The following is a 22,802-nucleotide window of genomic DNA, read 5'->3' as shown; positions in this document are numbered from 1 at the left end:
GCGACATGTGTGGCTGGCGAACGCGCCGCGCTGTTCGAATGTGCGCGACGCGTTCCGTGAGATGGCTTAGAACAGCGCTTCTTCGACTTCCATGAGCGGCTTCGAACCGGCGCGCGCCTGACGGATCGTCATGGCCGTTTCAGGCAGCAGTTTCGCGAAATAGAAGCGCGCGGTGGCGAGCTTCGCCTTGTAGAACGGGTCGCCCGACGCTTCCTTGTCCAGCGCGATGCGCGCCATGCGCGCCCAGAAGTACGAGAACACGAGATGGCCGACAGTACGCAAGTACGGCACGGCAGCGGCGCCGACTTCGTCCGGGTTCTGCATGGCCTTCATGCCGATTTCCATGGTCAGCTTCTGCACCTTTTCGCCGATGTCGGCGAGCGGGTTGATGAATTCCTGCATTTCCGGCTTCACGCCTTCCGCTTCGATGAACTCCGTTACGAGCTTGCCGAACTTCTTCATCTTCGCGCCCATGTCGCCGAGAATCTTGCGGCCGAGCAGGTCGAGCGCCTGAATCGCGTTAGTGCCTTCGTAGATCATGTTGATACGCGCGTCGCGCACGTACTGCTCCATGCCCCACTCCGCGATGAAGCCGTGGCCGCCGTAAATCTGCATCGCGTGATTCGTGCCTTCGAACGCGTTGTCCGACAGGAACGCTTTCAGGATCGGCGTGAGCAGCGCGACGAGGTCGGCGGCTTCCTTGCGCACCGCTTCGTCGGCGTGCGACAGTTCCTTGTCGATGTGCAGCGCGGACCAGTACGAAAACGCGCGCGCGCCTTCCGCATAGGCCTTTTGCGTGAGCAGCATGCGCCGCACGTCGGGGTGCACGATGATCGGATCAGCGGCCTTCTCGGGCGCCTTCGGGCCAGTCAGCGAACGCATCTGCAGACGTTCTTTCGCGTACGTGAGCGAGTTCTGATATGCAACTTCGGTAAGGCCGAGACTTTGCATGCCGACGCCAAGGCGGGCCGCGTTCATCATCACGAACATCGCGTTCAGGCCTTTGTTCGGCTCACCGACGAGCCAGCCCTTCGCGTCGTCGAGATTGATCACGCAGGTCGCGTTGCCGTGAATGCCCATCTTGTGTTCGATGGAGCCGCACTTCACGCCATTGCGTTCGCCCGGCTCGCCGGCTTCGTTCGGAACGAACTTCGGCACGATGAAAAGCGAAATGCCTTTGGTGCCCTTGGGCGCATCCGGCAAACGTGCGAGCACGAGGTGGACGATGTTCTCCGCGAGATCGTGCTCACCGCTGGAGATGAAAATCTTCGTACCGCTGATCGAGTACGAACCGTCGCTGTTCGGCTCGGCCTTGGTGCGCAGAATGCCGAGATCGGTGCCGCAATGCGGTTCGGTCAGGCACATCGTGCCGGTCCACACGCCGGAAACGAGCTTCGGCAGATAGCGCTGCTGCAGCTCGGGCGTGCCGTGTGCGTGCAGACATTCGTATGCGCCGTGCGAGAGACCCGGATACATGGTCCACGCCTGATTCGCCGAGTTCAGCATTTCGTACAACGCGTTGTTGACGAACGCGGGCAGCCCCTGGCCGCCGTACTCCGGATCGCAGCCAAGCGCCGGCCAGCCAGCTTCCACATACTGCTGATAGGCTTCCTTGAAGCCTTTCGGCGTGGTGACGACGCCGTCGCCGACGTAGGTGCAACCTTGCTGGTCGCCGCTGTGATTGAGCGGGAACAACACTTCGGAGCAGAACTTGCCGGCCTCTTCGAGCACGGCGTTGATCGTCTCCGCGTCGAGATCCGCGTGCTTCGGCATCTGCTTGATCTCGGCTTCGACGTTGAGCAGTTCGTGCAACACGAATTGCATGTCGCGCAGCGGCGCGGCGTACTGTCCCATGACTCTCTCCAAAGTTTGACAAGAAGCCAGGCCGTTAGCGCGAGTGCGTCACGCGGATGTTGTTCGCGTTCTCGCCGCGGAACCTTGTTCAGGTTCCGCGGTTTGCACTAACGGCTTTCGCTCTGATACGAAACAATCAATTTTTCGAGCGCGGCCCACGTGAGACGCACCGCATCCGGCAGATGCAGGAAGCGCGCGTCGTGATGCAGGCCGAGCGTGAAGCTGTACAGTTCGAAGAGCATCAACTGCGGGTCCGTATCGGCACGCAAATGCCCTTCCTCTACCGCCTGCGAAATCGCGCGAGTCAGCGCCGCGCGCCAGATCGTCACGCTCGACACAAGTTGCTCGCGCACCTGGCTATCCGCGCGGTCGTCGTACTCGACGGCGCCGCTGATGTAGATGCACCCGGTCGTGACTTCCTGGATGCGCTTCTCGATCCAGCGGGAAATCATCGCTCGCAAGCGCGGCAGTCCGCGAGGTTCGCGCAGGCTCGGGAAGAACACCTCGTCTTCGAAACGACGGTGATACTCGCGCACCACTTCGACCTGCAAGTCTTCGCGCGATCCGAAATGCGCAAACACACCGCTTTTGCTCATCTGCATGCGCTCGGCCAGGAGGCCAATCGTCAGACCTTCAAGTCCGTCGCGGCTTGCGAGATCAAGTGCTGCATCGAGAATCGCGACTCGCGTCTGTTCGCCTTTTCGCATAGCTTTTTACCGTTCTAATGTGACCGAATGAAAATCGAACGGCCGTACTATTATTGAGTGGCGCCGTCCGCGAAACAAGGACTTTATTAGAAACCGGTTTCTAACCAGGTTTCAATTCTGCGGCATCTGGCAATCGGAGGAAGCTGATTTTTTAGAGGGGTTCGCCTTGAGGCAATTGTTGCTCAGGAGGACGCCCGCTTGATTGCTGCTTCCGTTGCCGTTTTCGCCGTCAGGCCGGCATGATGCCGTAGAAAGGCCGCTATCAGGAAGGGCCGGGCGCTGAGTTCGCGATGCGTCGGCATGGCATCGGCGACGTGCGCGTGCGCGACGATTGGGGCCATTGACTCCGCCCCTCAATCGTAACCGCCCACCGTGAGCAGCTTCATCACCGCCCGGTAGGTCGTGTAGGCGAGCCAGTTGAGCAGGCGCTCGCCGGCCGGACGCGCATCGTAGTGCGCTTCGTCGATACGCCGTGAGTCCTTGAAAGCGACCAGAATCGCTTCGCGAAGCGCGTCGATCGACGGATCGTTCACCAGCACGACATTAGCCTCGTTATTGAGCATCAGGCTCAGCGCGTCGAGATTCGACGAACCCACGGTCGCCCAGTTCGAGTCGACCACCGCGACCTTGCCGTGCAGCAGGGTTTTCTCGTACTCGGCGATCTGCACCCCTGCTCGAAGCAACGCGCGATAGAGAAACGGCACGGCGTAATCGAGCGCCTTGAATTCCTTGCGCCCGATGATCAGCTTCACCACCACGCCCCGCCGCGCCGCATACACCAGCGCGCGCCGCAGCTTGCGGCCCGGCATGAAGTACGGGTTCGCTAGCAGCACCTCCTCGCGAGCTTGCCCGATCGCCGTCAGATAAGCCTTTTCGATCGCCCTGCGATTGATCAGGTTGTCGCGTGCGACGAAGGCCACGCAGGGTTCGCCGCCCGCCCACAGCTCCTCGTTGCGGCGCCGGCGGCGACGTCTCAGGTTGCCGAGCGACGCTGCCGTCTTCGGAGCCAGATCCGGCTCCAACGAATCAAGCGGCCGATGACCGACGCGAATCCGGCGCCACTGCACTTCGAAGGCCTCGCGGATGTCGTTGACCACCGGCCCGTGCAATTCCACCGCGAAATCCCAGCGTCGATAGGGCAGCCTTTCGCCGTCGTTCTCGTAATCGTCGACGATGTTGATGCCGCCGCAGTACCCGAATTGATCGTCGATCACGGCGAGCTTGCGATGCGTGCGCGAAAAGCCGAAGCGTCCGAAGATATGCGGGTTGTAGATGCGATGCTCGATGCCCGCGCTCGCCCATTCGTCGAACATCGACAGGCGCGCAGTGCCGATGCCATCGGTAATCACTCGCACGCGCACGCCGCGCGCTGCCGCTCGCAGCAACGCTGCGCCGACCGACTGGCCGGCCTCGTCGTCGCAGAAGATGTAGGTTTCGAGAACGACGTCGCGCTCCGCGGCATCGATGCGCTCGATGAGCGCGCTGAAGAACTCGCCGCCCGAGCGCAGCAGCTTGACGTCGTTGCCGCTCGTGAAGCGGTAGCGCTGCCAATAGCGGCGGCCGAGCAGCGATTGCCGCAGGCGGGCGAAACGGCGTGCGCCGCCGACGCTCATCCGCGAGACTCCGAACGCTCGCGCAGCCTCTTGGGCAATTGCAGAATCGCATCCGCATTCGACGAAGAAAAACAACGCGAGGCCGCCTCTTCATATGGCAGCCAGAGAAATGCGGTGTGTTCGCGCGGCGCTAATGTCACTTCGAGTTGTTCGGGCACTTGTACGCTGAACCAATGCTCGGTGTTATGGATCACGCCTTCGCCGTAACGATGCAGGAACTGCGGATAGATCTCGTACTCGATCGAGTATTGCCAGTCGAACAAGGCGCTCTCCGGCACCAGTGCGCTGCCGATCACGATGCCGGTTTCTTCGGCCACTTCACGGATCGCCGTCTCGGCGAGCGGCTCATCGAGCCGGTCTTTAGAACCCGTCACCGATTGCCAGAAGCCCGGAATATCGGCGCGCTCGATCAACAGCACGTCGAGCGAGGGCGTATGAATGACGACAAGTACGGACTGCGGGATCTTTGGCGGTTTCGGCATGGCGTGAAAACTGGGCGCAACGCTTGCGCGGTACATGTCGGCGAGTGGTCCAATGAGCGAGCAGAAGCTGTTGCATGGACTGTAACGCAAAAAGCAAAAAAGGCGCATGACGCGCCTTTCTCGTTTTGCTATTTCATCGAGCGTATCTTGCTCGACGTTCCCTACGCTAGCTTGCGTGCTAGCCCGCGTTGCCGTTCACAGGCAGCCGCGGGTCGCCTCGATCACGCCTTCGGTTCCGGCGTACGCAAGCGGATATGCAACTCGCGCAACTGGCGCTCGTCCACTTCGCTCGGCGCTTGCGTGAGCAAGTCTTGCGCGCGCTGCGTCTTGGGGAACGCGATCACGTCGCGGATCGAGTCGGCGCCGGCCATCATCGTGACGATGCGGTCCAGACCGAACGCGATGCCGCCATGCGGAGGCGCGCCGTATTGCAGCGCGTCGAGCAGGAAGCCGAACTTGGCTTGCGCTTCTTCCGCGTTGATCTTCAGCGCGCGGAACACCTTGCTCTGCACTTCTTCACGATGGATACGCACCGAGCCGCCGCCGATTTCCCAGCCGTTCAGTACCATGTCGTAAGCCTTTGCGAGACAGCGCGCCGGGTCCGTTTCCAGATACTCGAGGTGCTCGTCTTTCGGGCTAGTGAACGGGTGATGCGCGGCGACGTAGCGGTTGTCTTCTTCGTCGTATTCGAACATCGGGAAGTCGACCACCCACAGCGGCTTCCAGCCCGATTCGACGAGGCCGTTTGCCTTGCCGAATTCGGAGTGACCGATCTTCAGGCGCAGCGCGCCGAGGCTGTCGTTCACCACCTTCGCGCGGTCCGCCGCGAAGAAAATAATGTCGCCGTCTTGCGCGCCGGTGCGCTCGATGATCGCCTTGACCGCTTCGTCGTGCAGGTTCTTGACGATCGGGCTTTGCAGGCCGTCACGGCCCTTCGCCACTTCGTTGACCTTGATCCACGCGAGACCCTTCGCACCGTAAATGCGCACGAATTCCGTGTAGCTGTCGATGTCGCCACGCGAGAGCTCGCCGCCCTTCGGCACCCGGATCGCCGCGACGCGGCCGTCTTTCGTGTTGGCCGGCGTGCTGAACACCTTGAAGTCGACGTCTTTGACCGCGTCGGTCAGGTCGGTGAACTCGAGCTTTACGCGCAGGTCCGGCTTGTCCGAACCGAAGCGGCGCATAGCTTCCGAATACTGCATAACCGGGAATTTCTCGTCCAGCTCGACGCCGATCGTTTCCTTGAACACGTGACGGATCATCGCTTCGAACAGATCGCGGATTTCCTGTTCCGACAGGAACGAGGTTTCGCAGTCGATCTGCGTGAATTCCGGCTGACGGTCGGCACGCAGGTCTTCGTCGCGGAAGCACTTGACGATCTGGTAGTAGCGATCGAAGTTCGCCACCATCAGGAGCTGCTTGAAGAGCTGCGGCGATTGCGGCAGCGCGAAGAACTGGCCGGGGTTGGTGCGCGACGGCACCAGGTAATCGCGAGCGCCTTCCGGTGTGCTCTTGGTGAGCATCGGCGTTTCAATGTCGACGAAGCCCTGCGCGTCCAGATACTTGCGCACTTCGATTGCGACGCGGTAGCGCAGACGCAGGTTGTGCTGCATCTGCGGACGGCGCAGGTCCAGCACGCGATGCGTAAGACGCGTGGTTTCCGACAGGTTGTCGTCGTCGAGCTGGAACGGCGGCGTGATCGACGCGTTCAGCACGATCAGCTCGTGGCACAGCACTTCGATCTTGCCGCTTTTCAGCGCGGCGTTCGTCGTGCCTTCCGGACGGCTGCGCACCACGCCCTTGATTTGCAGACAGAATTCGTTGCGCACGCCTTCGGCGGCCTTGAACATCTCCGCGCGGTCCGGGTCGCAGACGACCTGAACGAGGCCTTCGCGGTCGCGCAGGTCGATGAAGATAACGCCGCCATGGTCGCGGCGGCGGCTTACCCAGCCGCACAGCGAGACGGTTTGGCCCAGCAGTTCTTCGGTCACCAGACCGCAGTATTCAGATCTCATCGACATGATGTTTGACTTTCGTTTTGCATTAGTTGAACGGCGCGCCGCAGCTGAACACTGCGTGAAACGTTGCGCGCCGGCATTACAGCGGAGGCTCGACTGTCGTGCGGCGCACCGGCGCCGGCGGCGCGGACGGCGCCACCACGCCCATCGAGACGATGTACTTGAGCGCGGCGTCGACGGTCATGTCGAGTTCGATCACTTCGCTCTTCGGCACCATCAGAAAGAAGCCGGACGTTGGGTTCGGCGTAGTCGGCACGTAGACGCTGACGTGATCTTCCTTCAGGTGATTGATCACGTCGCCGCCCGGAATACCGGTGAGAAACGCGATCGTATAGGAGCCACGGCGCGGATATTCGATCAGAAGCGCCTTACGAAAGGCGTTGCCGCTGCTCGACAGCAGCGTGTCGGACACCTGCTTGACGCTCGTGTAAATCGGTCCGACCACGGGAATGTGCGCGACCACGACTTCCCACCACTTCACGAGCTTCTGCCCGACGAAGTTCTGCGTCAGCAGCCCGACGACAAAGATGAACGCCAGTGTCAGCACCGCGCCGAGACCCGGCAGGCGGAAGCCGAACACACGCTCCGGTTGCCATGCGCGCGGCAGCAGCAACAGCGTCTGGTCCATCGTGCCGATGATCAGACCGAGCACCCACAGTGTGATGGCCAAAGGCACCAGCACCAGCAGGCCAGTCAGAAACACCGATTTGAGTGTCGTTTTTTTCGTCGTCATGTGTACCGCCAGAAAGCCGCGCCGCTAAAGCGCTGCGCGGCGTGTGCGCCGCCCGCGAGGGCGGCAGTCCCACTAGGCGCTGCCCGAACTGCTAGCGCCTGTGCTAGCCGCCGGCGCCGCAGCGGGCGGGGCCGGCGTGGCGGCTGCGCTGCTGGCCGTGGCCGTGTCGGCTTGGGCGGCGCCGTTGCCGGCCGGTGCGGCAGTCCCGGCCGGGTTGCCGTTGGACGCGCCGTCCGCGTCCGCCTTCGCCGGCGCGCTCGTGCCGCTATTGCCGCCGCGGAAATCGGTCACGTACCAGCCGGAGCCCTTCAACTGGAAGCCCGCGGCCGTGACCTGTTTCCGAAAAGTGTCTTTCCCGCAATCGGGACATTGCGTCAACTGGGCGTCGCTCATCTTCTGAAGCACGTCTTTCCCGAAGCCGCATGACTCGCAACGATAAGCGTAGATCGGCATAGCCTGTTCCCTACTGAAATCTTGTAAACGCTTGCAAAGCCTTGAATTATAGCCGCAAACGATAACGCCCCCGCATTTTGGGGATAAGCGTCCGACGCGACCGCCGATGGTCCGACGCGACCGCCGATGCGCCAGATGAGGGCGGCTACCGGGAAAATCAAGGGCCGCGCTGACGCCGGAAGCGCGTTACACGTCACGCACGTAGCCGCTTCCAGTTGCCGCTATAGCCGCCCGCCGATTCCCGTCGCGCCTCGCTCACGCGCGGCGGCGCCAGGTCAGCCAGCGCTCGCGCCCGGCGAATACGGCGATCGAATCGGTCACGGGTTCGTCTTCGAGCAGTTCGAAAAACGGCGTCAGCAGCGCTTCCAGTTCGCCACGTTCGATGCCGAACGGCGGCCCCTTCGGCGTCGTGCCGATAAAAAAGAATCCGGCGAGCAACGCGCCCGCCGGCAACAGATCCGCCATTCGACGTGCATAGTCGACGCGCCGCGCCAGCGGCAACGCGCAGAGGAACGCCCGCTCGTAGATCCACGCCGGCCTGAACGGCGGCTCGTAGGCGAAGAAATCGGCTTCTTCCACCAGTTGTGCATGTTGCTCGCCTAATTGCGCCCGCGCCGCCGCAACCGCTGCCTGTGAGAAATCAATCGCCCGAACCGGGCTGCCGTGCGCCGCCAGCCAAGCGGCTTCATATGCGCTGCCGCAACCAGGAATCAGCACCGCCTCACCAGCGTGCCGGCCCGCAAACGACTGAAACGCCGACGGCACACCCGCCTGATCCCATGGCATGAAATGCTGCTCGAACCGCTCGTTCCAGAACGCCGGCGAATTCGGATCACGGTTTTCGAAATCGGGAATCGGGGATTGGGTCGTGTCGCTCATCACGCGCCTCGCAAACTCATTAGCTGCCGTAGGCCAGCGCGAGGACCACCCGCGCCAGCGCCGCGCCGACGCCGACCGCCACGCCGAACAACAGCAAGCCCTGCAGCAACCGGTTAGTACGCTTCTGTTCGAGCAGGATCTGCCGGATCATGTCGTCGTTGCCGACCCGCCCGTGATCGTGGCGCTCGGCCAGCACATGATGGATCAGCCGCGGCAACTGTGGCAGCGTCTTGCTCCATTGCGGCGCCTCGATCTTGAGCCGCTCGTACCAGCCGCGCAGGCCGATCTGCTCGTTCATCCAGCGCTCGAGATAGGGCTTTGCCGTCTTCCACAAATCCAGCTCGGGATCGAGCGATCGGCCGAGCCCTTCCACGTTGAGCATCGTCTTTTGCAACAGCACCAGTTGCGGCTGAATTTCGACGTTGAAGCGGCGCGACGTAGAAAACAGACGCATTAGCACCTGTCCGAGCGAGATGTCCTTCAGCGCGCGGTCGAAATACGGCTCGCACACCGCGCGGATGGCGCTCTCGAGTTCTTCCACGCGGGTGGTCGGCGGGACCCAGCCCGATTCCAGATGCAGCGTCGCGACGCGGTGATAGTCGCGCTTGAAAAACGCGAGGAAGTTCTGCGCGAGGTAGTTCTTGTCGAAGTCCGACAGCGCGCCAATGATCCCGAAATCCAGCGCGATATAACGGCCGAAGTGCGCCGGATCGAGGCTTACCTGAATGTTGCCGGGGTGCATGTCCGCGTGGAAAAAACCGTCGCGGAACACCTGAGTAAAGAAAATTTCGACGCCTTCGCGCGCCAGCTTCGGGATGTCCACGCCCGCCGCCCGCAATGTATCCACCTGGCTGATCGGCACGCCGACCATGCGCTCCATGACGAGCACCGTCGGCGTGCAGAACTCCCAGTACATTTCCGGCACGAGCAGCAGATCGAGCCCGGCGAAATTACGGCGCAACTGGCTGCCGTTGGCCGCCTCGAGCATCAGGTCGAGCTCGTCGTGCAGGTACTTGTCGAATTCGGCGACCACCTCGCGTGGCTTCAGGCGCTTGCCGTCCGCCCACAAACGCTCGGCCCACACGGCGATGTCGCGCAGCAACGCGAGGTCCGAATCGATAACGGGCAGCATGTTCGGACGCAGCACCTTCACAGCGACGGCTTTGCCGGCATGCTGTCCGGCCTTCACCGTTGCGAAGTGCACCTGCGCGATGGACGCGCTCGCCACGGGCACCCGCTCGAAATCGTCAAACAGCACGTCGACCGGTGCGCCTAGCGACTTCTCGACCAGCCCTATCGCCACCGCCGAATCGAACGGCGGCACCTGGTCCTGAAGCTTCGCGAGTTCGTTGGCGATATCGACCGGCAACAGGTCGCGCCGCGTCGACAATACCTGCCCGAACTTGACGAAGATTGGCCCGAGGCTTTCAAGCGCGAGCCGCAAACGCACGCCGGGCGGCGCGTCGAACTTGCGGCCGATCGTGGTAATACGCAGCAGCATGCGCACGCGCCGGTCGTTGACGCGGCCCAGCATCATCTCGTCGAGACCGAAGCGGATAACCGTGAAAAATATCTTGAGGAAACGCAGAAAACGCATGGTTGTGCCCGGTGACTAGCGCGTGCCGCGCAACGTGGCGGCGCCGCCCGGCACAACTGCGCAGTGGGCTTCGACCTTCTGTTCAAGACGCTGGATACGTTTTTCCACGCGCGCCAACGCGTCGCGGGCCTGTGCCAGCTCGGCATTGAAGTCTTCCAGCGCGGCGCGGCGCACGAGCTGGGGATTCTCGTCGAGCAGATACTCGGTGGCCGTATCGAGCAGATTGCGGCCGGTGCGCTGGACATGTTCACCGACCGTGCGCACGATCGACGCAACACGCCACGCGGGACCGTCGCCGATCAGCTTTGCAAGATCCTCCTCCGGCTCCCAGCGCAAATGCTCGGCGAGGTGGGCAATGACCGTGGCGAACTCCGCGTCGCCTTCGATCTTCACGTGTTTCATGACGGCCGCCTGGCCGCCCTGCACTAAAGCGGGCAACGCGTCGGACGGGACCGAGATGGTCACGTCGAACTGTCGGGCGTCGCTTGCGCCGAGCGTAGTCAGATAGCCGTCCGGCTGCACCAGCAGCATCAGCACGACAGGTGGCGACGACAGTCTGGCGGTCCTGCCCGCATAAGGGGCGAGGCGCTCACGGGCCCACGATTCGCGGGCGAGCAGATGATTGACAGCAGCAGCGAAAGGCTTGGCGGCGAGGGTCATTGAAAGTGGCAAGAAAAAACCCGCGCAAGCGAGTGCTCGCGCGGGTTCCTATTGTAACGTCCGTTCGCTTCGCGGCTTGCTCGGCTGAACGGCTAACTGCGGGCCGGCCGCAGGCCAACGTTGCATGCGGACGCGGGGCAAGCAGCGCCGCGAGCCCGCGCCATCTCAATGCTGCGCGAGCTGCTGAATGCCCGCCAGCAGCCAGCCTTCGCCCGGACGGTTCGCCTTCGACAGGTTCCACACTTCGACGAATGGCTGCGCCGCCGCACCCGGCGTTTCGCGAATCAGGCCGGAGAAGCGCACGCTCGCGAAGTATTCGTTCGCACGTTCTTCCACGCCCAACAGATCGGCGTTGAGCTGAACGACGTCCGTCTGGTTCGTTTCGGCGCCGCGTGAAGCGAGGTCGACGCGGATCTCCGCGAACATTTCCGGCGTGGTGAATTCGCGGATGTCGTCGATATTGCCGACGTCCCATGCGGCCTGCAGGCGCACGAAGTACACCTTTGCGTTACGCAGGAACGCTTCCGAATCGAAGCCCGCCGGCACGCTCGGCGTTGTATTGATGGACGGCGTGGTCAGCGGATTGCCCTGCGGTTCGAGATACGAGCCCGTAGGCGGCGCGCTGTAGCGCGGCTCCTGCGTGTAACCCGTGGCACCCGAATTCAGCGACGGCGACTGACCCGCGTAAGCCGGCTGCGACGTATCGCGCTTGCGGCCCATGAAGCGGCGAACCAACCAGATGCCGACCATGGCGAGCAACGCAATGACGATGATGTTGACCATTGCGCCCGCAAACGCACCACCCAGACCGAAGTGCGACAGCAGTGCTGCGATACCGAGACCGGCTGCCAGACCCGCGATCGGACCGAGCCAGCGCGAGCGGTTAGGTTGCGGGGCAGGAGCCGGCGCAGGCGCGGGCGCCGGTTGCGCGCGCTGCATGCCCTGATTGGACGGGGAAGGCTGCGACGGCGCAGCCTGTTGCTGAACGGTGTTCGACTGACGGCCAAAACTACGGCCACCGCCCATGCGGCGAGCTTCCGCATCGAGCGAGGCGACGGAGCCGGCCATGATCAGGCCGACCATCGCGATCAGTCCGATTCGTCTCGCCAGCGACCGCTTAACCTTACGGGGAGATAACACGGCTGAATCGGACATTTTGGCACTTTCCTTTAAAAACGATGGGTTAGGAACCCTAGTATTTGGTTCCCACATGTAAAGCTACCACGCCAGCTGACAAATTGTAATATTTGACGCCGTCAAGGCCGGCTTGTTCCATCATTGTCTTTAAGGTTTCCTGATCCGGATGCATCCGGATCGATTCCGCGAGGTAGCGGTAGCTTTCCGCGTCTTTCGCAAAGCGCTCGCCAAGCCACGGCAACACCTTGAACGAATAGACATCGTAGGCTTTTTTCAACGGATCCCATACCTTCGAGAACTCGAGAACTAGCAGACGGCCTGCCGGCTTCAGGACGCGACGCATTTCCGCCAGCGCAACGTCCTTATGCGTCATATTGCGCAAGCCGAATGCCACGGTCACGACGTCGAAGTAATTGTCCGGAAAAGGGATCTTCTCGGCGTCGCAAAGGAGCGCCGGCGTGATCACTCCCTTGTCGAGCAAACGGTCGCGGCCAACGCGCAGCATGGATTCGTTGATGTCCGTGTGCCAGACCTCGCCGGTTTCGCCGGCCTGCTTTGCAAACGCTTTGGACAGATCGCCCGTGCCGCCCGCGATGTCGAGCACCTTGTAGCCCGGCCGCACGTTGGCCTGGGCGATCGTGAACATCTTCCACGCCCGGTGCAATCCGCCCGACATCAGGTCGTTCATCAAGTCGTAGTTGGCGGCAACCGAGTGGAACACGCCCGCCACCTTCTGCGCTTTTTCCTGTTCGTCGACCGATTGAAAGCCGAAGTGGGTTTTGCTCATCGCGCTTGTCCTTTCGCGTATTCTGAAATGTTGCGCCGCATCAGTGCAGCGGGTCAGGCGAATCGTATCAGTGACGGTGGCCGTGCGCAGCGCCAGGTGTAGGCATTGGCGCGTCGCGGTCGACGCCCGCCGCCGCCAGCCTGTCGAGATACGCGCGCCAGAGTTCGTCCTGGCGCCGCGCCATGTCGTAGAGCAGGTCCCACGAATAGATGCCGGTGGAGTGCCCGTCGGAGAATGTCGGCTGGATCGCGTAGTTGCCCACGCCCTCGATCATCGTGATCGTGACGTCGCGCTTGCCGGTTTGCAGCGTCTCCTGGCCGGGCCCGTGGCCCTGCACTTCCGCCGACGGCGAATACACGCGCAGCAGTTCGAACGGCAGCCGATACGATTCGCCGCTTGCGTACTGCAGTTCCAGCACGCGCGACTTGGAATGCACGACGACGCCGGTCGGCACCGGTGTATCGGGAGTCAATCCGCTCATCATGGCCTCTTTAGAAAGCGCCGCCGCACCACAAGTCGCCCTTGAAACGGCGCGGCGCGAAGGAATGGTTAGTGGCGCTCAGCCAAGAGCCTGTTCGATTTCCTGCCGCACCGCTTCGCGCAACAGGGTGGCTTGTGCACGGCGTGACGACAGCATTGCCTCGGACACCGTGCGCTGACGCGGCGCCCAGATGGGCAGCGGGAAATGCGCGTCGTTCGAGAAACGCGGAATCACGTGCCAGTGCACATGCGGCACCTGGTTGCCGAGGCTCGCGAGATTCACCTTGGCCGGCTGCAGGATGCGCCGCATTGCGCGTTCCACGGCGTAGACCGCCTTCATCACGCGATCGCGGCCGGCGGCGTCGAGGTCCGAGAACTCCGCCACATGCTCATTCCAGATCACGCGGCAAAAGCCCGGGTAATCGTGTTCGTCGGCAAGGACGACGCGCAAGGTGTCGTCCTGCCAAAGCACATCGCCGCCATCTTCACGGCAAAAAACGCAGTCCATCGTCGTCCTCAGGCAAAAATCGTCAGTCGTGCCATTAAACCAGCACGCGCTCGATTCCGCCATTGTTCGCCCGCTGCACGTAGTCGACCATCCAGTCTTCTCCGAGAACGTGACGCGCCATTTCCACCACGATGTAATCCGCCTCGATGCCCGCGTCTTCGTTGTAACGCGACAAGCCTTGCAGACAGGACGGGCAGCTCGTCAGGATCTTCACGTCGGTGGCGCCCTTGGGCTGCGGACCGTCGCCAGCCTTCAGCACCGAGCCGTTCCCCGCGCCCGCCGTGCCAGCCGATGCATTGGCCGGGTTGATCGCGTTCGCGCCGGCTTCGGCGAGCAGAGGAATGCCGCGCAAGTTCGCAGCGCCCTTGCGGATTTCCTCTTCCTTGCGGAAACGCACCTGCGTCGAAATGTCAGGACGCGTGACCGCGAGCGTGCCCGACTCACCGCAGCAGCGATCGTTCTTCTCGATCTTGTAGCCGTCTTTCTCCGAACCCATCAGCGAGTTGACGAGTTTGACCGGATCCATCGTCTTGATCGGCGTGTGGCAAGGGTCGTGGTACATGTAACGCACGCCGTTCACGCCGTCGAGCTTCATGCCCTTTTCCAGCAGGAACTCATGAATGTCGATGATCCGGCAGCCCGGGAAAATCTTGTCGAATTCATAACCGGCGAGCTGGTCGTAACACGTGCCGCACGACACCACCACGGTCTTGATGTCGAGATAGTTCAGCGTATTCGCTACACGGTGAAACAGCACGCGGTTGTCGGTGACGATCTGTTCGGCCTTGTCGTACTGCCCGGAGCCGCGCTGCGGATAGCCGCAGCACAGGTAGCCCGGCGGCAACACCGTTTGCACGCCCGCTTCCCACAACATGGCCTGCGTCGCGAGGCCGACTTGCGAGAAGAGCCGCTCGGAACCGCAGCCGGGGAAGTAGAACACCGCTTCCGTGTCGGCCGTGGTCGTCTTCGGATTGCGGATGATCGGGACGATCTTGTTGTCCTCGATATCGAGCAACGCGCGCGCGGTTTTCTTCGGCAGATTGCCCGGCATCTTCTTGTTCATGAAGTGGATCACCTGCTGCGTGACCGGCGGCTTGCCGACCGTTGCGGGCGGGTGCGCCGTCTGCTTCTTCGCAAACTTTTTCAGCACGTCGTTGCCGAGGCGCTGCGCCTTGTAGCCGATACCCATCATCGCCGTACGTGCGAGGTTGATGGTCTGCGGATTCGTTGCGTTGAGGAAGAACATGCCGGCCGCGTTGCCCGGATTGAACTTCTTCTTGCCCATCTTGCGCAGCAGGTTGCGCATGTTCATGGTCACGTCGCCGAAGTCGATCTTCACCGGGCACGGCGTCACGCATTTGTGACACACGGTGCAGTGATCGGCGACGTCGTTGAACTCGTCCCAATGCTTGATCGACACGCCGCGGCGCGTCTGCTCCTCGTACAGGAACGCCTCGACCAGCAGCGAAGTCGCGAGAATCTTGTTGCGCGGGCTGTACAGCAGGTTCGCGCGCGGCACGTGCGTCGCGCACACCGGCTTGCACTTGCCGCAGCGCAGGCAGTCCTTGATGGACTCGGAAATCGCCCCGATGTCGGACTGCTGCATGATCAGCGATTCGTAGCCCATCAGGCCGAAGCTCGGCGTGTAGGCATTGCGCAGATCGGCGCCTTCGAGCAGCTTGCCTGCGTTGAAGCGGCCATGCGGATCGACGCGCTTTTTATACGCGCGGAATTCGCCGATTTCGTCGTCGGTCAGGAATTCGAGCTTGGTAATGCCGATGCCGTGCTCGCCGGAAATCACGCCGTCGAGCGAGCGGGCCAGCTTCATGATGCGCGCGACCGCAGTGTGGGCGTCCTGCAGCATCTCGTAGTTATCCGAGTTCACCGGCAGGTTCGTGTGCACGTTGCCGTCGCCCGCGTGCATGTGCAGCGCGACGAACACGCGGCCGCGCAGCACATGCTTGTGGATCGCCTGCGCTTCGTCGAGGATCGGCTTGAACTCGCCGCCATTGAAGATCTGCCGCAACTCGGCGCGAATCTCCTGCTTCCAGGACACGCGGATGGTGCGGTCCTGCGTGACGTCGAACACGGTGGCGCCGGCCTGCGTGTCGACACGGTCGGCAAATTTCTCCGCGAGCGCTTCGTAGCCCAGACCGACCAGATAGTGCTGCGCTTCACGCAACGACAGATCGAGCTTGTCGCGCAGAAATTCCCAACGCGTGCGCACGCGCTTCAGCAGATCCAGCGCCTGCTGAACGCGGTCTTCCAGCAGTTCCGCACTCGGAATTTCATTGGCGTCGTCGCTCTTGCCGAGCGGCAGCTTGCCTGCCTGGAAGAACGCTTCCAGCGCGTCGACCAGTTGGAGCTTATTCTTGATCGACAACTCGATGTTGATACGCTCGATGCCGTCCGTGTACTCGCCCATGCGGTCGAGCGGAATCACCACATCTTCGTTGATCTTGAACGCGTTCGTGTGCTTTGCGATTGCGGCGGTACGGCTGCGGTCGAGCCAGAAGCGCTTGCGCGCCTCGGCGCTCACCGCGACGAAGCCTTCGCCGCTCTTGCCGTTGGCCATCCGCACCACTTCGGACGTGGCTTGCGCGACCGCGTCCGCGTCGTTGCCGACGATGTCGCCGATTAGCACCATCTTCGGGAACGCGTTGCGCTTGCTCTTGGTCGCATAGCCGACCGCGCGCAGATAGCGCTCGTCCAGGTGTTCGAGACCGGCGAGAATCGCGCCGCCCTGCTTCGACGTTTCGAACAGGTAGTCCTTGATTTCGACGATGCTCGGAATCGCCTCGCGCGCCTGGCCGAAGAATTCCAGGCAGACGGTGCGCGTATGCGCGGGCATCTTGTGCAGCACCCAGCGTGCGGACGTGATGAGACCGTCGCAGCCTTCCTTCTGGACGCCGGGCAAGCCGGCGAGGAACTTGTCGGTGACGTCCTTGCCAAGCCCTTCCTTACGGAACACGCGACCTTTGATGTCGAGCGACTCGGTACGCAGCAGCTTCTCTCCCGGCGCATGGTTACCGTCGAACCATTTCAGTTCGAAGCGCGCGACCTCGATATCGTGAATCTTGCCCAGGTTGTGATCCAGACGCGTGACTTCGAGCCAGTTGCCTTCCGGGTCGACCATGCGCCACCAGGCGAGGTTGTCGAGCGCCGTGCCCCACAACACCGCTTTCTTGCCGCCCGCGTTCATCGCGACGTTGCCGCCGACGCAGGACGCGTCGAGCGAGGTCGGATCGACGGCGAACACGAACCCGGCCTGCTCGGCCGCCTCGGTCACGCGCCGCGTGACCACGCCTGCGCCCGAGAAAATGGTCGGCACCTTGCGGTCGACGCCCGGCAGTTCGGTCATTTCCACCGCGCCGAGCTGTTCGAGCTTTTCGGTGTTGATGACTGCGGAGAACGGCGTGAGCGGAACGGCGCCGCCCGTGTAGCCGGTGCCGCCTCCCCGCGGAATCACCGTCAGCCCGAGCTCGAAACACGCCTTGATCATGCCGGCGATCTCGGCTTCGGTATCCGGCGTGAGAACGACGAACGGATACTCGACGCGCCAGTCTGTCGCGTCGGTCACGTGCGAAACGCGGGACAAACCGTCGAACTTGATGTTGTCTTTTTCGGTGACGCGGCCCAGCACCTTCGTTGCGCGGCGGCGCAGATCGTAAGTCTTCTGGAATTCGCTTTCGAATTCGTCGACGGCGCGGCGCGCGGCCTGCACCAGCGTTTCGACACGCGCGGCACGGTCGACCCCCGCTTCATCGCCATGCTCGATCAGATCGGCGCGGCGGCGCTTCTCGATCTCCGACAGACGGTGATGCAACGCCTCGATCAGCATTGCGCGCCGTTTCGGGTTGTCGAGCAGATCGTCCTGCAAATACGGATTGCGGCGCACCACCCAGATGTCGCCGAGCACTTCGTACAGCATGCGCGCCGAGCGGCCGGTGCGGCGCTCCGCACGCAGTTCGGCAAGCGCCGCCCATGCGTCGTCGCCTAGCAGGCGGATGACGATTTCGCGGTCGGAGAACGACGTGTAGTTGTAGGGAATTTCGCGCAGGCGCGCTTCGGGATCGGCGACCACCGCAGCGGCGGCTCCGTGCGGATCGAAAACTTGAGGTGCGTTCATGTTTGGACGACTCGGTGGGTCAGTCATGCGCGCTCATGGCGAGGCGCCGGCTGACGGTGCGCGTGGGGCGCAATGCTTGGAAATCTTCTTGGGGAACGAAGCACCACCGACGGCCTGCCCACGTCGGTCGCTTCGCGGCGCTCAGATACAGCTACACGATCGTGCGTGGCGGACATGACGCTCCGCCGCGGGACAAGACTCACGCGGGGCGGGCATCAAGTGGGCGATCCGAGGCTGCCAGTGCATCTTCCGATCCTTATTCCAAAATGGAATTCTACCGCATCGGCCCGCCACGCGTTGCAGGCGGAAATGCGAGCGCGGCGGGTTCGACGGCGTCCAAGCCGCGCTGCGGCGCGGGCCGCGCGGCGTCGATGGTCCTCTATCGATCAGGCGACTTTTGTCACCATCAGCCAGTAGATGCCGACGACCGCAAAGAACGCGGCATGCGGGATGCTGATCGGCTACACGAAACCAGCGATCCATGGAGGCTCATGATGTCCGACCCCGACATGAAGAACGCCGAGCATATCGAGCAGCAACCGGTGCCCGGCCATACCGAGAACATTCCCAGCGACGGCTCGGACGAGCGGCGCGACGGGGAATCCGGGACTCAACGCTTGGAAGACGTCGCACCGGGCGCGGACCCCAACACGAAACCCGGCACGCCGCCTGGCACGCAAAGCGACGCCGACCGCACGCGCTCGCCGGATTGAGCACGACTTTCACCGATCGACACGACCAGGAGCCCATGATGACCAGCGAATCCGCCCGCCCGACGCCCCCGCGTCAAACGCCTAACGACCCGACTGCCGGCGACCGCCGTCTGTCCGACGAACAGAAGCAATCGGCCAGGAATGAACCCGCGCCGCCTAAGCCTGGTGGCGGCACGAATCTGCCCGACCCGAAGGAAGTCGGGGAAGCCGGCTGAATCACATCTGCGACGCGAAATCACAAGGAGAATCGCGATGGCAACCAAGCAACCCGCCGCGTCCGCGGCGCTTCGGGCCACGTTCAGGCTGTTCGCCAACGGCGAGCGCGTCATTGCGCAAAACCCGGACGGCAAGCTGATCGACGTCGGCGCCATGGAAACGAAAGGCGACCGCTACACCGTGCGGCTCGACGTCGATCCGCTCGATCTGCAACCGTCGCACTCGGTCGACGCGGCGTTGCGCGCCGTCTCATCGCAGCTGAACTTCGATTATCTCGATGGGCTTTTCACGAGCGAGGGCCCGGTCGAATTTCACGGCGACCTGTTCGCGCTGCCGCATGTCGAATGGCAACTCGATGAACCGCTGCCGCGCGAACTCACCGACGGCAGGCCGCCGCATATCTTCTAGACCGCGCGCGGCGGGGCGCTGCCCGACGACCGGTGAGGGCAGTGCATGCGGCGTTGGCGCTATCATTGATGCTTTTCCGCCTTCCAGAGCGCATCGCGCCACCCGCATGGCCTCCCACGACTATCTGAAGAAAACCCTCACCGCACGCGTCTACGACGTGGCGCGCGAGACCGAACTCGAACGCGCGCCGCAACTATCGGCGCGCCTGCGCAATCCGGTCTATCTGAAGCGCGAGGACAACCAGCCGGTGTTCTCGTTCAAGGTGCGCGGCGCGTACAACAAGATGGCGCATATTCCCGCCGAGGCGCTCATGCGCGGCGTGATCACCGCGTCGGCGGGCAATCATGCGCAGGGCGTCGCGCTGTCTGCCGCGCGCATGGGCGTGAAGGCGATCATCGTCGTGCCGGTCACCACGCCGCAGGTCAAGGTCGACGCGGTGCGCGCGCATGGCGGCCCGACCGTCGAGGTCGTGCAGTTCGGCGAGTCGTATAGCGATGCCTACGGCCACGCGGTGCAACTGCAGGAAGAGCGCGGGCTGACCTTCGTGCATCCGTTCGACGATCCGTATGTGATCGCCGGGCAAGGCACGGTTGCAATGGAAATCCTGAGCCAGCATCAGGGCCCGATTCATGCGATCTTCGTGCCGATCGGCGGCGGCGGACTCGCGGCCGGTGTTGCGGCGTATGTGAAATCGGTGCGTCCCGAGATCAAGGTGATCGGCGTGCAGACCGACGACTCGTGCGCGATGGCCGCATCGCTGAAAGCCGGCGAGCGCGTCACGCTAAACGAAGTCGGCCTGTTCTCCGACGGCACCGCGGTGAAGCTCGTCGGCGAAGAAACCTTCCGCCTGTGCAGCGAATATCTGGACGACGTGCTGCTCGTGAACACCGACGCGCTGTGCGCCGCGATCAAGGACGTGTTTCAGGACACCCGCAGCGTGCTTGAACCGGCGGGCTCGCTCGCTGTGGCGGGTGCCAAACAGTATGCCGAGCGCGAAGGCATCGAGAACCAGACGCTGATCGCGATCACGTCGGGCGCGAACATGAACTTCGACCGCATGCGTTTCGTGGCCGAGCGCGCGGAAGTGGGTGAGGCCCGCGAGGCGGTGTTCGCGGTGACCATTCCCGAAGAGCGCGGCAGCTTCAGGCGCTTTTGCGAACTGGTCGGCACGCGCAGCGTCACCGAATTCAATTACCGGATCGCGCAGGCCGAGTCCGCGCACATTTTCGTGGGCGTGCAGATCCGGAACCGCAGCGAATCGGCGCAGATTGCGGGCGCGTTCGAGGCGCACAACTTTGCCACCGTCGATCTGACGTTCGATGAACTCTCGAAGCAGCACATCCGTTACATGGTCGGCGGCCGCTCGCCGCTCGCACACGACGAACGCCTCTTCCGCTTCGAGTTTCCCGAGCGGCCGGGTGCGCTGATGAAGTTTCTTTCGTCGATGGCACCTGACTGGAATATCAGCCTTTTCCATTATCGTAATCAGGGCGCGGACTATAGCTCGATTCTCGTAGGCATTCAGGTGCCGCAAACGGACAACGCGGAGTTCGAGCGCTTCCTCGCCACCCTCGGTTATCCGCATTGGGAAGAGACGCACAATCCGGTGTATCGGCTGTTTCTTGCCTGAACTTCTGGATTGAAACGCGCACATGGCTCTCTCGCTTGTCGACAAACTGGTGGTGGCAATATCGTCGCGCGCACTCTTCGATTTCGAGGAAGAGAACCGCGTGTACGAAGAAGGCGATCTACAGACCTATGAAGCGCTGCAGCGCGACCGGCTGACCGTGCCCGCCAAACCCGGCGTCGCGTTTCCGCTGATCCGCAAACTGCTGGCGTTGAATACGGGCGGTCATCATGTGGAAGTGGTGATCCTGTCTCGCAGCGATCCGATCAGCGGACTGAGGGCATTTCATTCGTGTCGCGAACACGGGCTCGCCATCGAGCGCGGAGTGTTCACGCGCGGCCGTGCGCCGTTCGGATATCTGAAGCCCTTGAACGCGTCGCTGTTTCTCTCGGCTAATCAGGACGACGTGCGCGACGCGCTGGCCGCCGGTTTCCCGGCTGCACGCGTCCTGCCGGAATCGGCGAAAATGGCGAGCAAGTATCCGGACGAAATCCGCATTGCTTTCGACGGCGACGCGGTTCTGTTCTCCGACGAAGCCGAGCGCGTGTTTCAGAAGGACGGCCTGCGGGCGTTCGTCGGCCACGAGACGCACAACAAGGATTTGCCGCTCGCCGACGGGCCGCTCAAACCCTTGCTCGAAGCGCTTCACCGGCTGCAAAAACTCGCGGATCAAGCCGCGCCCATGCATATTCGTACGGCATTGGTGACGGCCCGCTCGGCGCCCGCGCACGAGCGCGCCATCCGAACCCTGATGGCCTGGAACATCGAAATCGACGAAGCGATGTTCCTCGGCGGCCTCGACAAGAGCGCATTTCTGCGCGAGTTCGAGCCGGACTTTTTCTTCGACGACCAAATTGGCCATTGCGAATCGGCCCGCGTCGTGACGGCGACCGGGCACGTGCTGAGTGGCATCGTGAATGCACCATGACACCCGAACAATCACCGCTGGGTAAGGCTTCCACTTACACCGAACAGTACGACGCCTCGCTGCTTTTTCCGATTGCGCGCAGCAACGCACGCGACGCCATCGGCATTGGCGCGCAACTGCCGTTCTTCGGCACGGACATCTGGAACGCGTATGAATTGTCGTGGCTGAATCAGCGCGGCAAACCGCAAATCGCGGTGGCGACCTTCTTCGTGCCCGCCGAGTCGCCGAACATCGTCGAGTCGAAGTCGTTCAAGCTTTATCTCGGCTCGTTCGCGCAGACCGCGTTTGAGTCGATCGACGTGGTGCGCGACACGATCAGGCGCGACGTGTCGGCGTCTTGCGGCGCGACCGTTTCGGTTCATCTGACTGCGCCGCACGATTTCGGCAAATTGCAGATGGAAGAATTCGAGGGCATGTCGCTCGACCGGCTGGACCTGGACACGGATACCTACCAGCCCGACGCCTCGCTGCTAAAAGCGGCGTTAGATGAAGCGCCTGTCGAGGAGACGCTGTTTTCGAATTTGTTGAAGTCGAATTGTCCGGTGACCGGCCAACCCGATTGGGGCAGCGTGCAGATTCACTACGTCGGCCCGCAGATCGATCACGCTGGCTTGCTGCGCTACATCATCTCGTACCGTAATCACACGGGTTTTCACGAACAGTGCGTCGAGAAAATTTTTATCGATGTGCTGAAGGCGTGCAAGCCGGTCAAGCTCGCGGTCTATGCGCGCTATACGCGGCGCGGCGGGCTCGATATCAACCCGTTCCGCACCAACTACAATCTGCCGATGCCGGACAACATGCGGCTCGCGCGTCAGTAAGCAAGCAGCGTTTCGCCGCGGGTTCTCGCAGTCATGCACCCGCGGCAAATCT

The 22,802-nt window shown here is 62.6% G+C and carries 21 protein-coding genes; 6 read left to right on the top strand and 15 right to left on the bottom strand.

What is annotated here, in order from left to right; translation table 11 throughout:
• Positions 1-66 precede the first annotated feature (66 nt).
• The 15 genes from BCA01S_RS16525 to BCA01S_RS16450 all read right to left on the bottom strand — a co-directional run bounded on the left by BCA01S_RS16525 (position 67) and on the right by BCA01S_RS16450 (position 18,037).
• On the bottom strand, positions 67-1,854 hold the full coding sequence (locus BCA01S_RS16525) for an acyl-CoA dehydrogenase C-terminal domain-containing protein (protein ID WP_027777849.1): 1,788 nt from the start codon (positions 1,852-1,854) through the stop codon (positions 67-69).
• 107 nt (positions 1,855-1,961) lie between these two features.
• Positions 1,962-2,561 carry a TetR/AcrR family transcriptional regulator gene (locus BCA01S_RS16520; RefSeq protein ID WP_020069634.1) on the bottom strand — a complete coding sequence of 200 codons (600 nt, stop codon included), beginning with the start codon at positions 2,559-2,561 and terminating at the stop codon, positions 1,962-1,964.
• 353 nt (positions 2,562-2,914) lie between these two features.
• Positions 2,915-4,174 (bottom strand): cardiolipin synthase ClsB, encoded by a 1,260-nt coding sequence (gene clsB, locus BCA01S_RS16510; RefSeq protein ID WP_027777848.1) that lies wholly within the window; start codon positions 4,172-4,174, stop codon positions 2,915-2,917.
• Positions 4,171-4,656, bottom strand: a complete 486-nt coding sequence (nudB, locus tag BCA01S_RS16505; RefSeq protein WP_027777847.1) for a dihydroneopterin triphosphate diphosphatase — start codon at positions 4,654-4,656, stop codon at positions 4,171-4,173. Before nudB ends, clsB begins: the two co-directional genes overlap by 4 nt.
• A 221-nt stretch (positions 4,657-4,877) precedes the next feature.
• Entirely contained in the window at positions 4,878-6,677 is a 1,800-nt protein-coding gene (aspS, locus tag BCA01S_RS16500; RefSeq protein ID WP_027777846.1) for an aspartate--tRNA ligase, read from the bottom strand.
• Positions 6,678-6,753: 76 nt separating this feature from the next.
• The gene (locus BCA01S_RS16495) at positions 6,754-7,407 is read right to left on the bottom strand and encodes a DUF502 domain-containing protein (RefSeq protein WP_020069630.1); all 654 of its coding nucleotides are present in this window, start codon (positions 7,405-7,407) and stop codon (positions 6,754-6,756) included.
• A 72-nt stretch (positions 7,408-7,479) separates the two neighbouring features.
• Positions 7,480-7,860: an FmdB family zinc ribbon protein gene (locus BCA01S_RS16490; protein ID WP_027777845.1), complete on the bottom strand. Its 381-nt coding sequence runs from the start codon at positions 7,858-7,860 to the stop codon at positions 7,480-7,482.
• A gap of 255 nt (positions 7,861-8,115) precedes the next feature.
• The gene (locus BCA01S_RS16485) at positions 8,116-8,739 is read right to left on the bottom strand and encodes a methyltransferase domain-containing protein (protein ID WP_027777844.1); all 624 of its coding nucleotides are present in this window, start codon (positions 8,737-8,739) and stop codon (positions 8,116-8,118) included.
• Positions 8,740-8,758: 19 nt separating this feature from the next.
• A complete protein-coding gene (ubiB, locus tag BCA01S_RS16480; RefSeq protein WP_027777843.1) occupies positions 8,759-10,336 on the bottom strand; it encodes a ubiquinone biosynthesis regulatory protein kinase UbiB in 1,578 nt (525 codons plus the stop codon).
• A 15-nt stretch (positions 10,337-10,351) separates the two neighbouring features.
• Positions 10,352-10,996: a ubiquinone biosynthesis accessory factor UbiJ gene (locus BCA01S_RS16475; protein WP_027777842.1), complete on the bottom strand. Its 645-nt coding sequence runs from the start codon at positions 10,994-10,996 to the stop codon at positions 10,352-10,354.
• Positions 10,997-11,161: 165 nt separating this feature from the next.
• Positions 11,162-12,151 (bottom strand): Tim44 domain-containing protein, encoded by a 990-nt coding sequence (locus BCA01S_RS16470; protein WP_027777841.1) that lies wholly within the window; start codon positions 12,149-12,151, stop codon positions 11,162-11,164.
• A 37-nt stretch (positions 12,152-12,188) separates the two neighbouring features.
• Entirely contained in the window at positions 12,189-12,920 is a 732-nt protein-coding gene (gene ubiE, locus BCA01S_RS16465; protein WP_020069624.1) for a bifunctional demethylmenaquinone methyltransferase/2-methoxy-6-polyprenyl-1,4-benzoquinol methylase UbiE, read from the bottom strand.
• A 67-nt stretch (positions 12,921-12,987) separates the two neighbouring features.
• Positions 12,988-13,401 (bottom strand): gamma-butyrobetaine hydroxylase family protein, encoded by a 414-nt coding sequence (locus BCA01S_RS16460; protein ID WP_027777840.1) that lies wholly within the window; start codon positions 13,399-13,401, stop codon positions 12,988-12,990.
• Between the two features lie 78 nt (positions 13,402-13,479).
• Positions 13,480-13,908, bottom strand: a complete 429-nt coding sequence (locus BCA01S_RS16455) for an HIT family protein (protein ID WP_020069622.1) — start codon at positions 13,906-13,908, stop codon at positions 13,480-13,482.
• 34 nt (positions 13,909-13,942) lie between these two features.
• Entirely contained in the window at positions 13,943-18,037 is a 4,095-nt protein-coding gene (locus BCA01S_RS16450; protein ID WP_027777839.1) for a DUF3683 domain-containing protein, read from the bottom strand.
• Positions 18,038-18,528: 491 nt separating this feature from the next.
• On the opposite strand from BCA01S_RS16450, the gene BCA01S_RS16445 reads away from it, so the two are divergent.
• Genes BCA01S_RS16445 through queF form a run of 6 tightly spaced genes read left to right on the top strand, consistent with a single transcriptional unit; the run spans position 18,529 to position 22,750 of the window.
• Positions 18,529-18,750, top strand: a complete 222-nt coding sequence (locus BCA01S_RS16445; protein ID WP_244146001.1) for an MARCKS-like protein — start codon at positions 18,529-18,531, stop codon at positions 18,748-18,750.
• Positions 18,751-18,788: 38 nt separating this feature from the next.
• On the top strand, positions 18,789-18,965 hold the full coding sequence (locus tag BCA01S_RS38515; protein ID WP_165572790.1) for a hypothetical protein: 177 nt from the start codon (positions 18,789-18,791) through the stop codon (positions 18,963-18,965).
• A 37-nt stretch (positions 18,966-19,002) separates the two neighbouring features.
• Positions 19,003-19,374 carry a hypothetical protein gene (locus BCA01S_RS16435; RefSeq protein WP_020069618.1) on the top strand — a complete coding sequence of 124 codons (372 nt, stop codon included), beginning with the start codon at positions 19,003-19,005 and terminating at the stop codon, positions 19,372-19,374.
• Entirely contained in the window at positions 19,322-21,004 is a 1,683-nt protein-coding gene (ilvA, locus tag BCA01S_RS16430) for a threonine ammonia-lyase, biosynthetic (protein ID WP_084166869.1), read from the top strand. The genes BCA01S_RS16435 and ilvA overlap by 53 nt, the downstream gene beginning before the upstream one ends.
• A 22-nt stretch (positions 21,005-21,026) precedes the next feature.
• Positions 21,027-21,929, top strand: coding sequence for a 5'-nucleotidase (locus tag BCA01S_RS16425; RefSeq protein WP_027777836.1), 903 nt, complete (start codon positions 21,027-21,029; stop codon positions 21,927-21,929).
• Positions 21,926-22,750 carry an NADPH-dependent 7-cyano-7-deazaguanine reductase QueF gene (gene queF / locus BCA01S_RS16420; RefSeq protein ID WP_027777835.1) on the top strand — a complete coding sequence of 275 codons (825 nt, stop codon included), beginning with the start codon at positions 21,926-21,928 and terminating at the stop codon, positions 22,748-22,750. Before BCA01S_RS16425 ends, queF begins: the two co-directional genes overlap by 4 nt.
• Positions 22,751-22,802: the final 52 nt, after the last annotated feature.

Source organism: Paraburkholderia caledonica NBRC 102488 (assembly GCF_000685095.1).
GTDB classification, from domain to species: Bacteria; Pseudomonadota; Gammaproteobacteria; order Burkholderiales; family Burkholderiaceae; genus Paraburkholderia; species Paraburkholderia caledonica.
Note: the sequence above shows the minus strand (reverse complement) of the source record. Positions and strands in the feature narration are given on the sequence as shown.

Coding starts and splice junctions, on each gene's coding strand:
- BCA01S_RS16525 (WP_027777849.1), bottom strand. CDS start 1,854: ATGGGACAGTACGCCGCGCCGCTGCGCGACATGCAATTCGTGTTGCAC.
- BCA01S_RS16520 (WP_020069634.1), bottom strand. CDS start 2,561: ATGCGAAAAGGCGAACAGACGCGAGTCGCGATTCTCGATGCAGCACTT.
- clsB (WP_027777848.1), bottom strand. CDS start 4,174: ATGAGCGTCGGCGGCGCACGCCGTTTCGCCCGCCTGCGGCAATCGCTG.
- nudB (WP_027777847.1), bottom strand. CDS start 4,656: ATGCCGAAACCGCCAAAGATCCCGCAGTCCGTACTTGTCGTCATTCAT.
- aspS (WP_027777846.1), bottom strand. CDS start 6,677: ATGTCGATGAGATCTGAATACTGCGGTCTGGTGACCGAAGAACTGCTG.
- BCA01S_RS16495 (WP_020069630.1), bottom strand. CDS start 7,407: ATGACGACGAAAAAAACGACACTCAAATCGGTGTTTCTGACTGGCCTG.
- BCA01S_RS16490 (WP_027777845.1), bottom strand. CDS start 7,860: ATGCCGATCTACGCTTATCGTTGCGAGTCATGCGGCTTCGGGAAAGAC.
- BCA01S_RS16485 (WP_027777844.1), bottom strand. CDS start 8,739: ATGAGCGACACGACCCAATCCCCGATTCCCGATTTCGAAAACCGTGAT.
- ubiB (WP_027777843.1), bottom strand. CDS start 10,336: ATGCGTTTTCTGCGTTTCCTCAAGATATTTTTCACGGTTATCCGCTTC.
- BCA01S_RS16475 (WP_027777842.1), bottom strand. CDS start 10,996: ATGACCCTCGCCGCCAAGCCTTTCGCTGCTGCTGTCAATCATCTGCTC.
- BCA01S_RS16470 (WP_027777841.1), bottom strand. CDS start 12,151: ATGTCCGATTCAGCCGTGTTATCTCCCCGTAAGGTTAAGCGGTCGCTG.
- ubiE (WP_020069624.1), bottom strand. CDS start 12,920: ATGAGCAAAACCCACTTCGGCTTTCAATCGGTCGACGAACAGGAAAAA.
- BCA01S_RS16460 (WP_027777840.1), bottom strand. CDS start 13,401: ATGAGCGGATTGACTCCCGATACACCGGTGCCGACCGGCGTCGTCGTG.
- BCA01S_RS16455 (WP_020069622.1), bottom strand. CDS start 13,908: ATGGACTGCGTTTTTTGCCGTGAAGATGGCGGCGATGTGCTTTGGCAG.
- BCA01S_RS16450 (WP_027777839.1), bottom strand. CDS start 18,037: ATGAACGCACCTCAAGTTTTCGATCCGCACGGAGCCGCCGCTGCGGTG.
- BCA01S_RS16445 (WP_244146001.1), top strand. CDS start 18,529: ATGATGTCCGACCCCGACATGAAGAACGCCGAGCATATCGAGCAGCAA.
- BCA01S_RS38515 (WP_165572790.1), top strand. CDS start 18,789: ATGACCAGCGAATCCGCCCGCCCGACGCCCCCGCGTCAAACGCCTAAC.
- BCA01S_RS16435 (WP_020069618.1), top strand. CDS start 19,003: ATGGCAACCAAGCAACCCGCCGCGTCCGCGGCGCTTCGGGCCACGTTC.
- ilvA (WP_084166869.1), top strand. CDS start 19,322: ATGAACCGCTGCCGCGCGAACTCACCGACGGCAGGCCGCCGCATATCT.
- BCA01S_RS16425 (WP_027777836.1), top strand. CDS start 21,027: ATGGCTCTCTCGCTTGTCGACAAACTGGTGGTGGCAATATCGTCGCGC.
- queF (WP_027777835.1), top strand. CDS start 21,926: ATGACACCCGAACAATCACCGCTGGGTAAGGCTTCCACTTACACCGAA.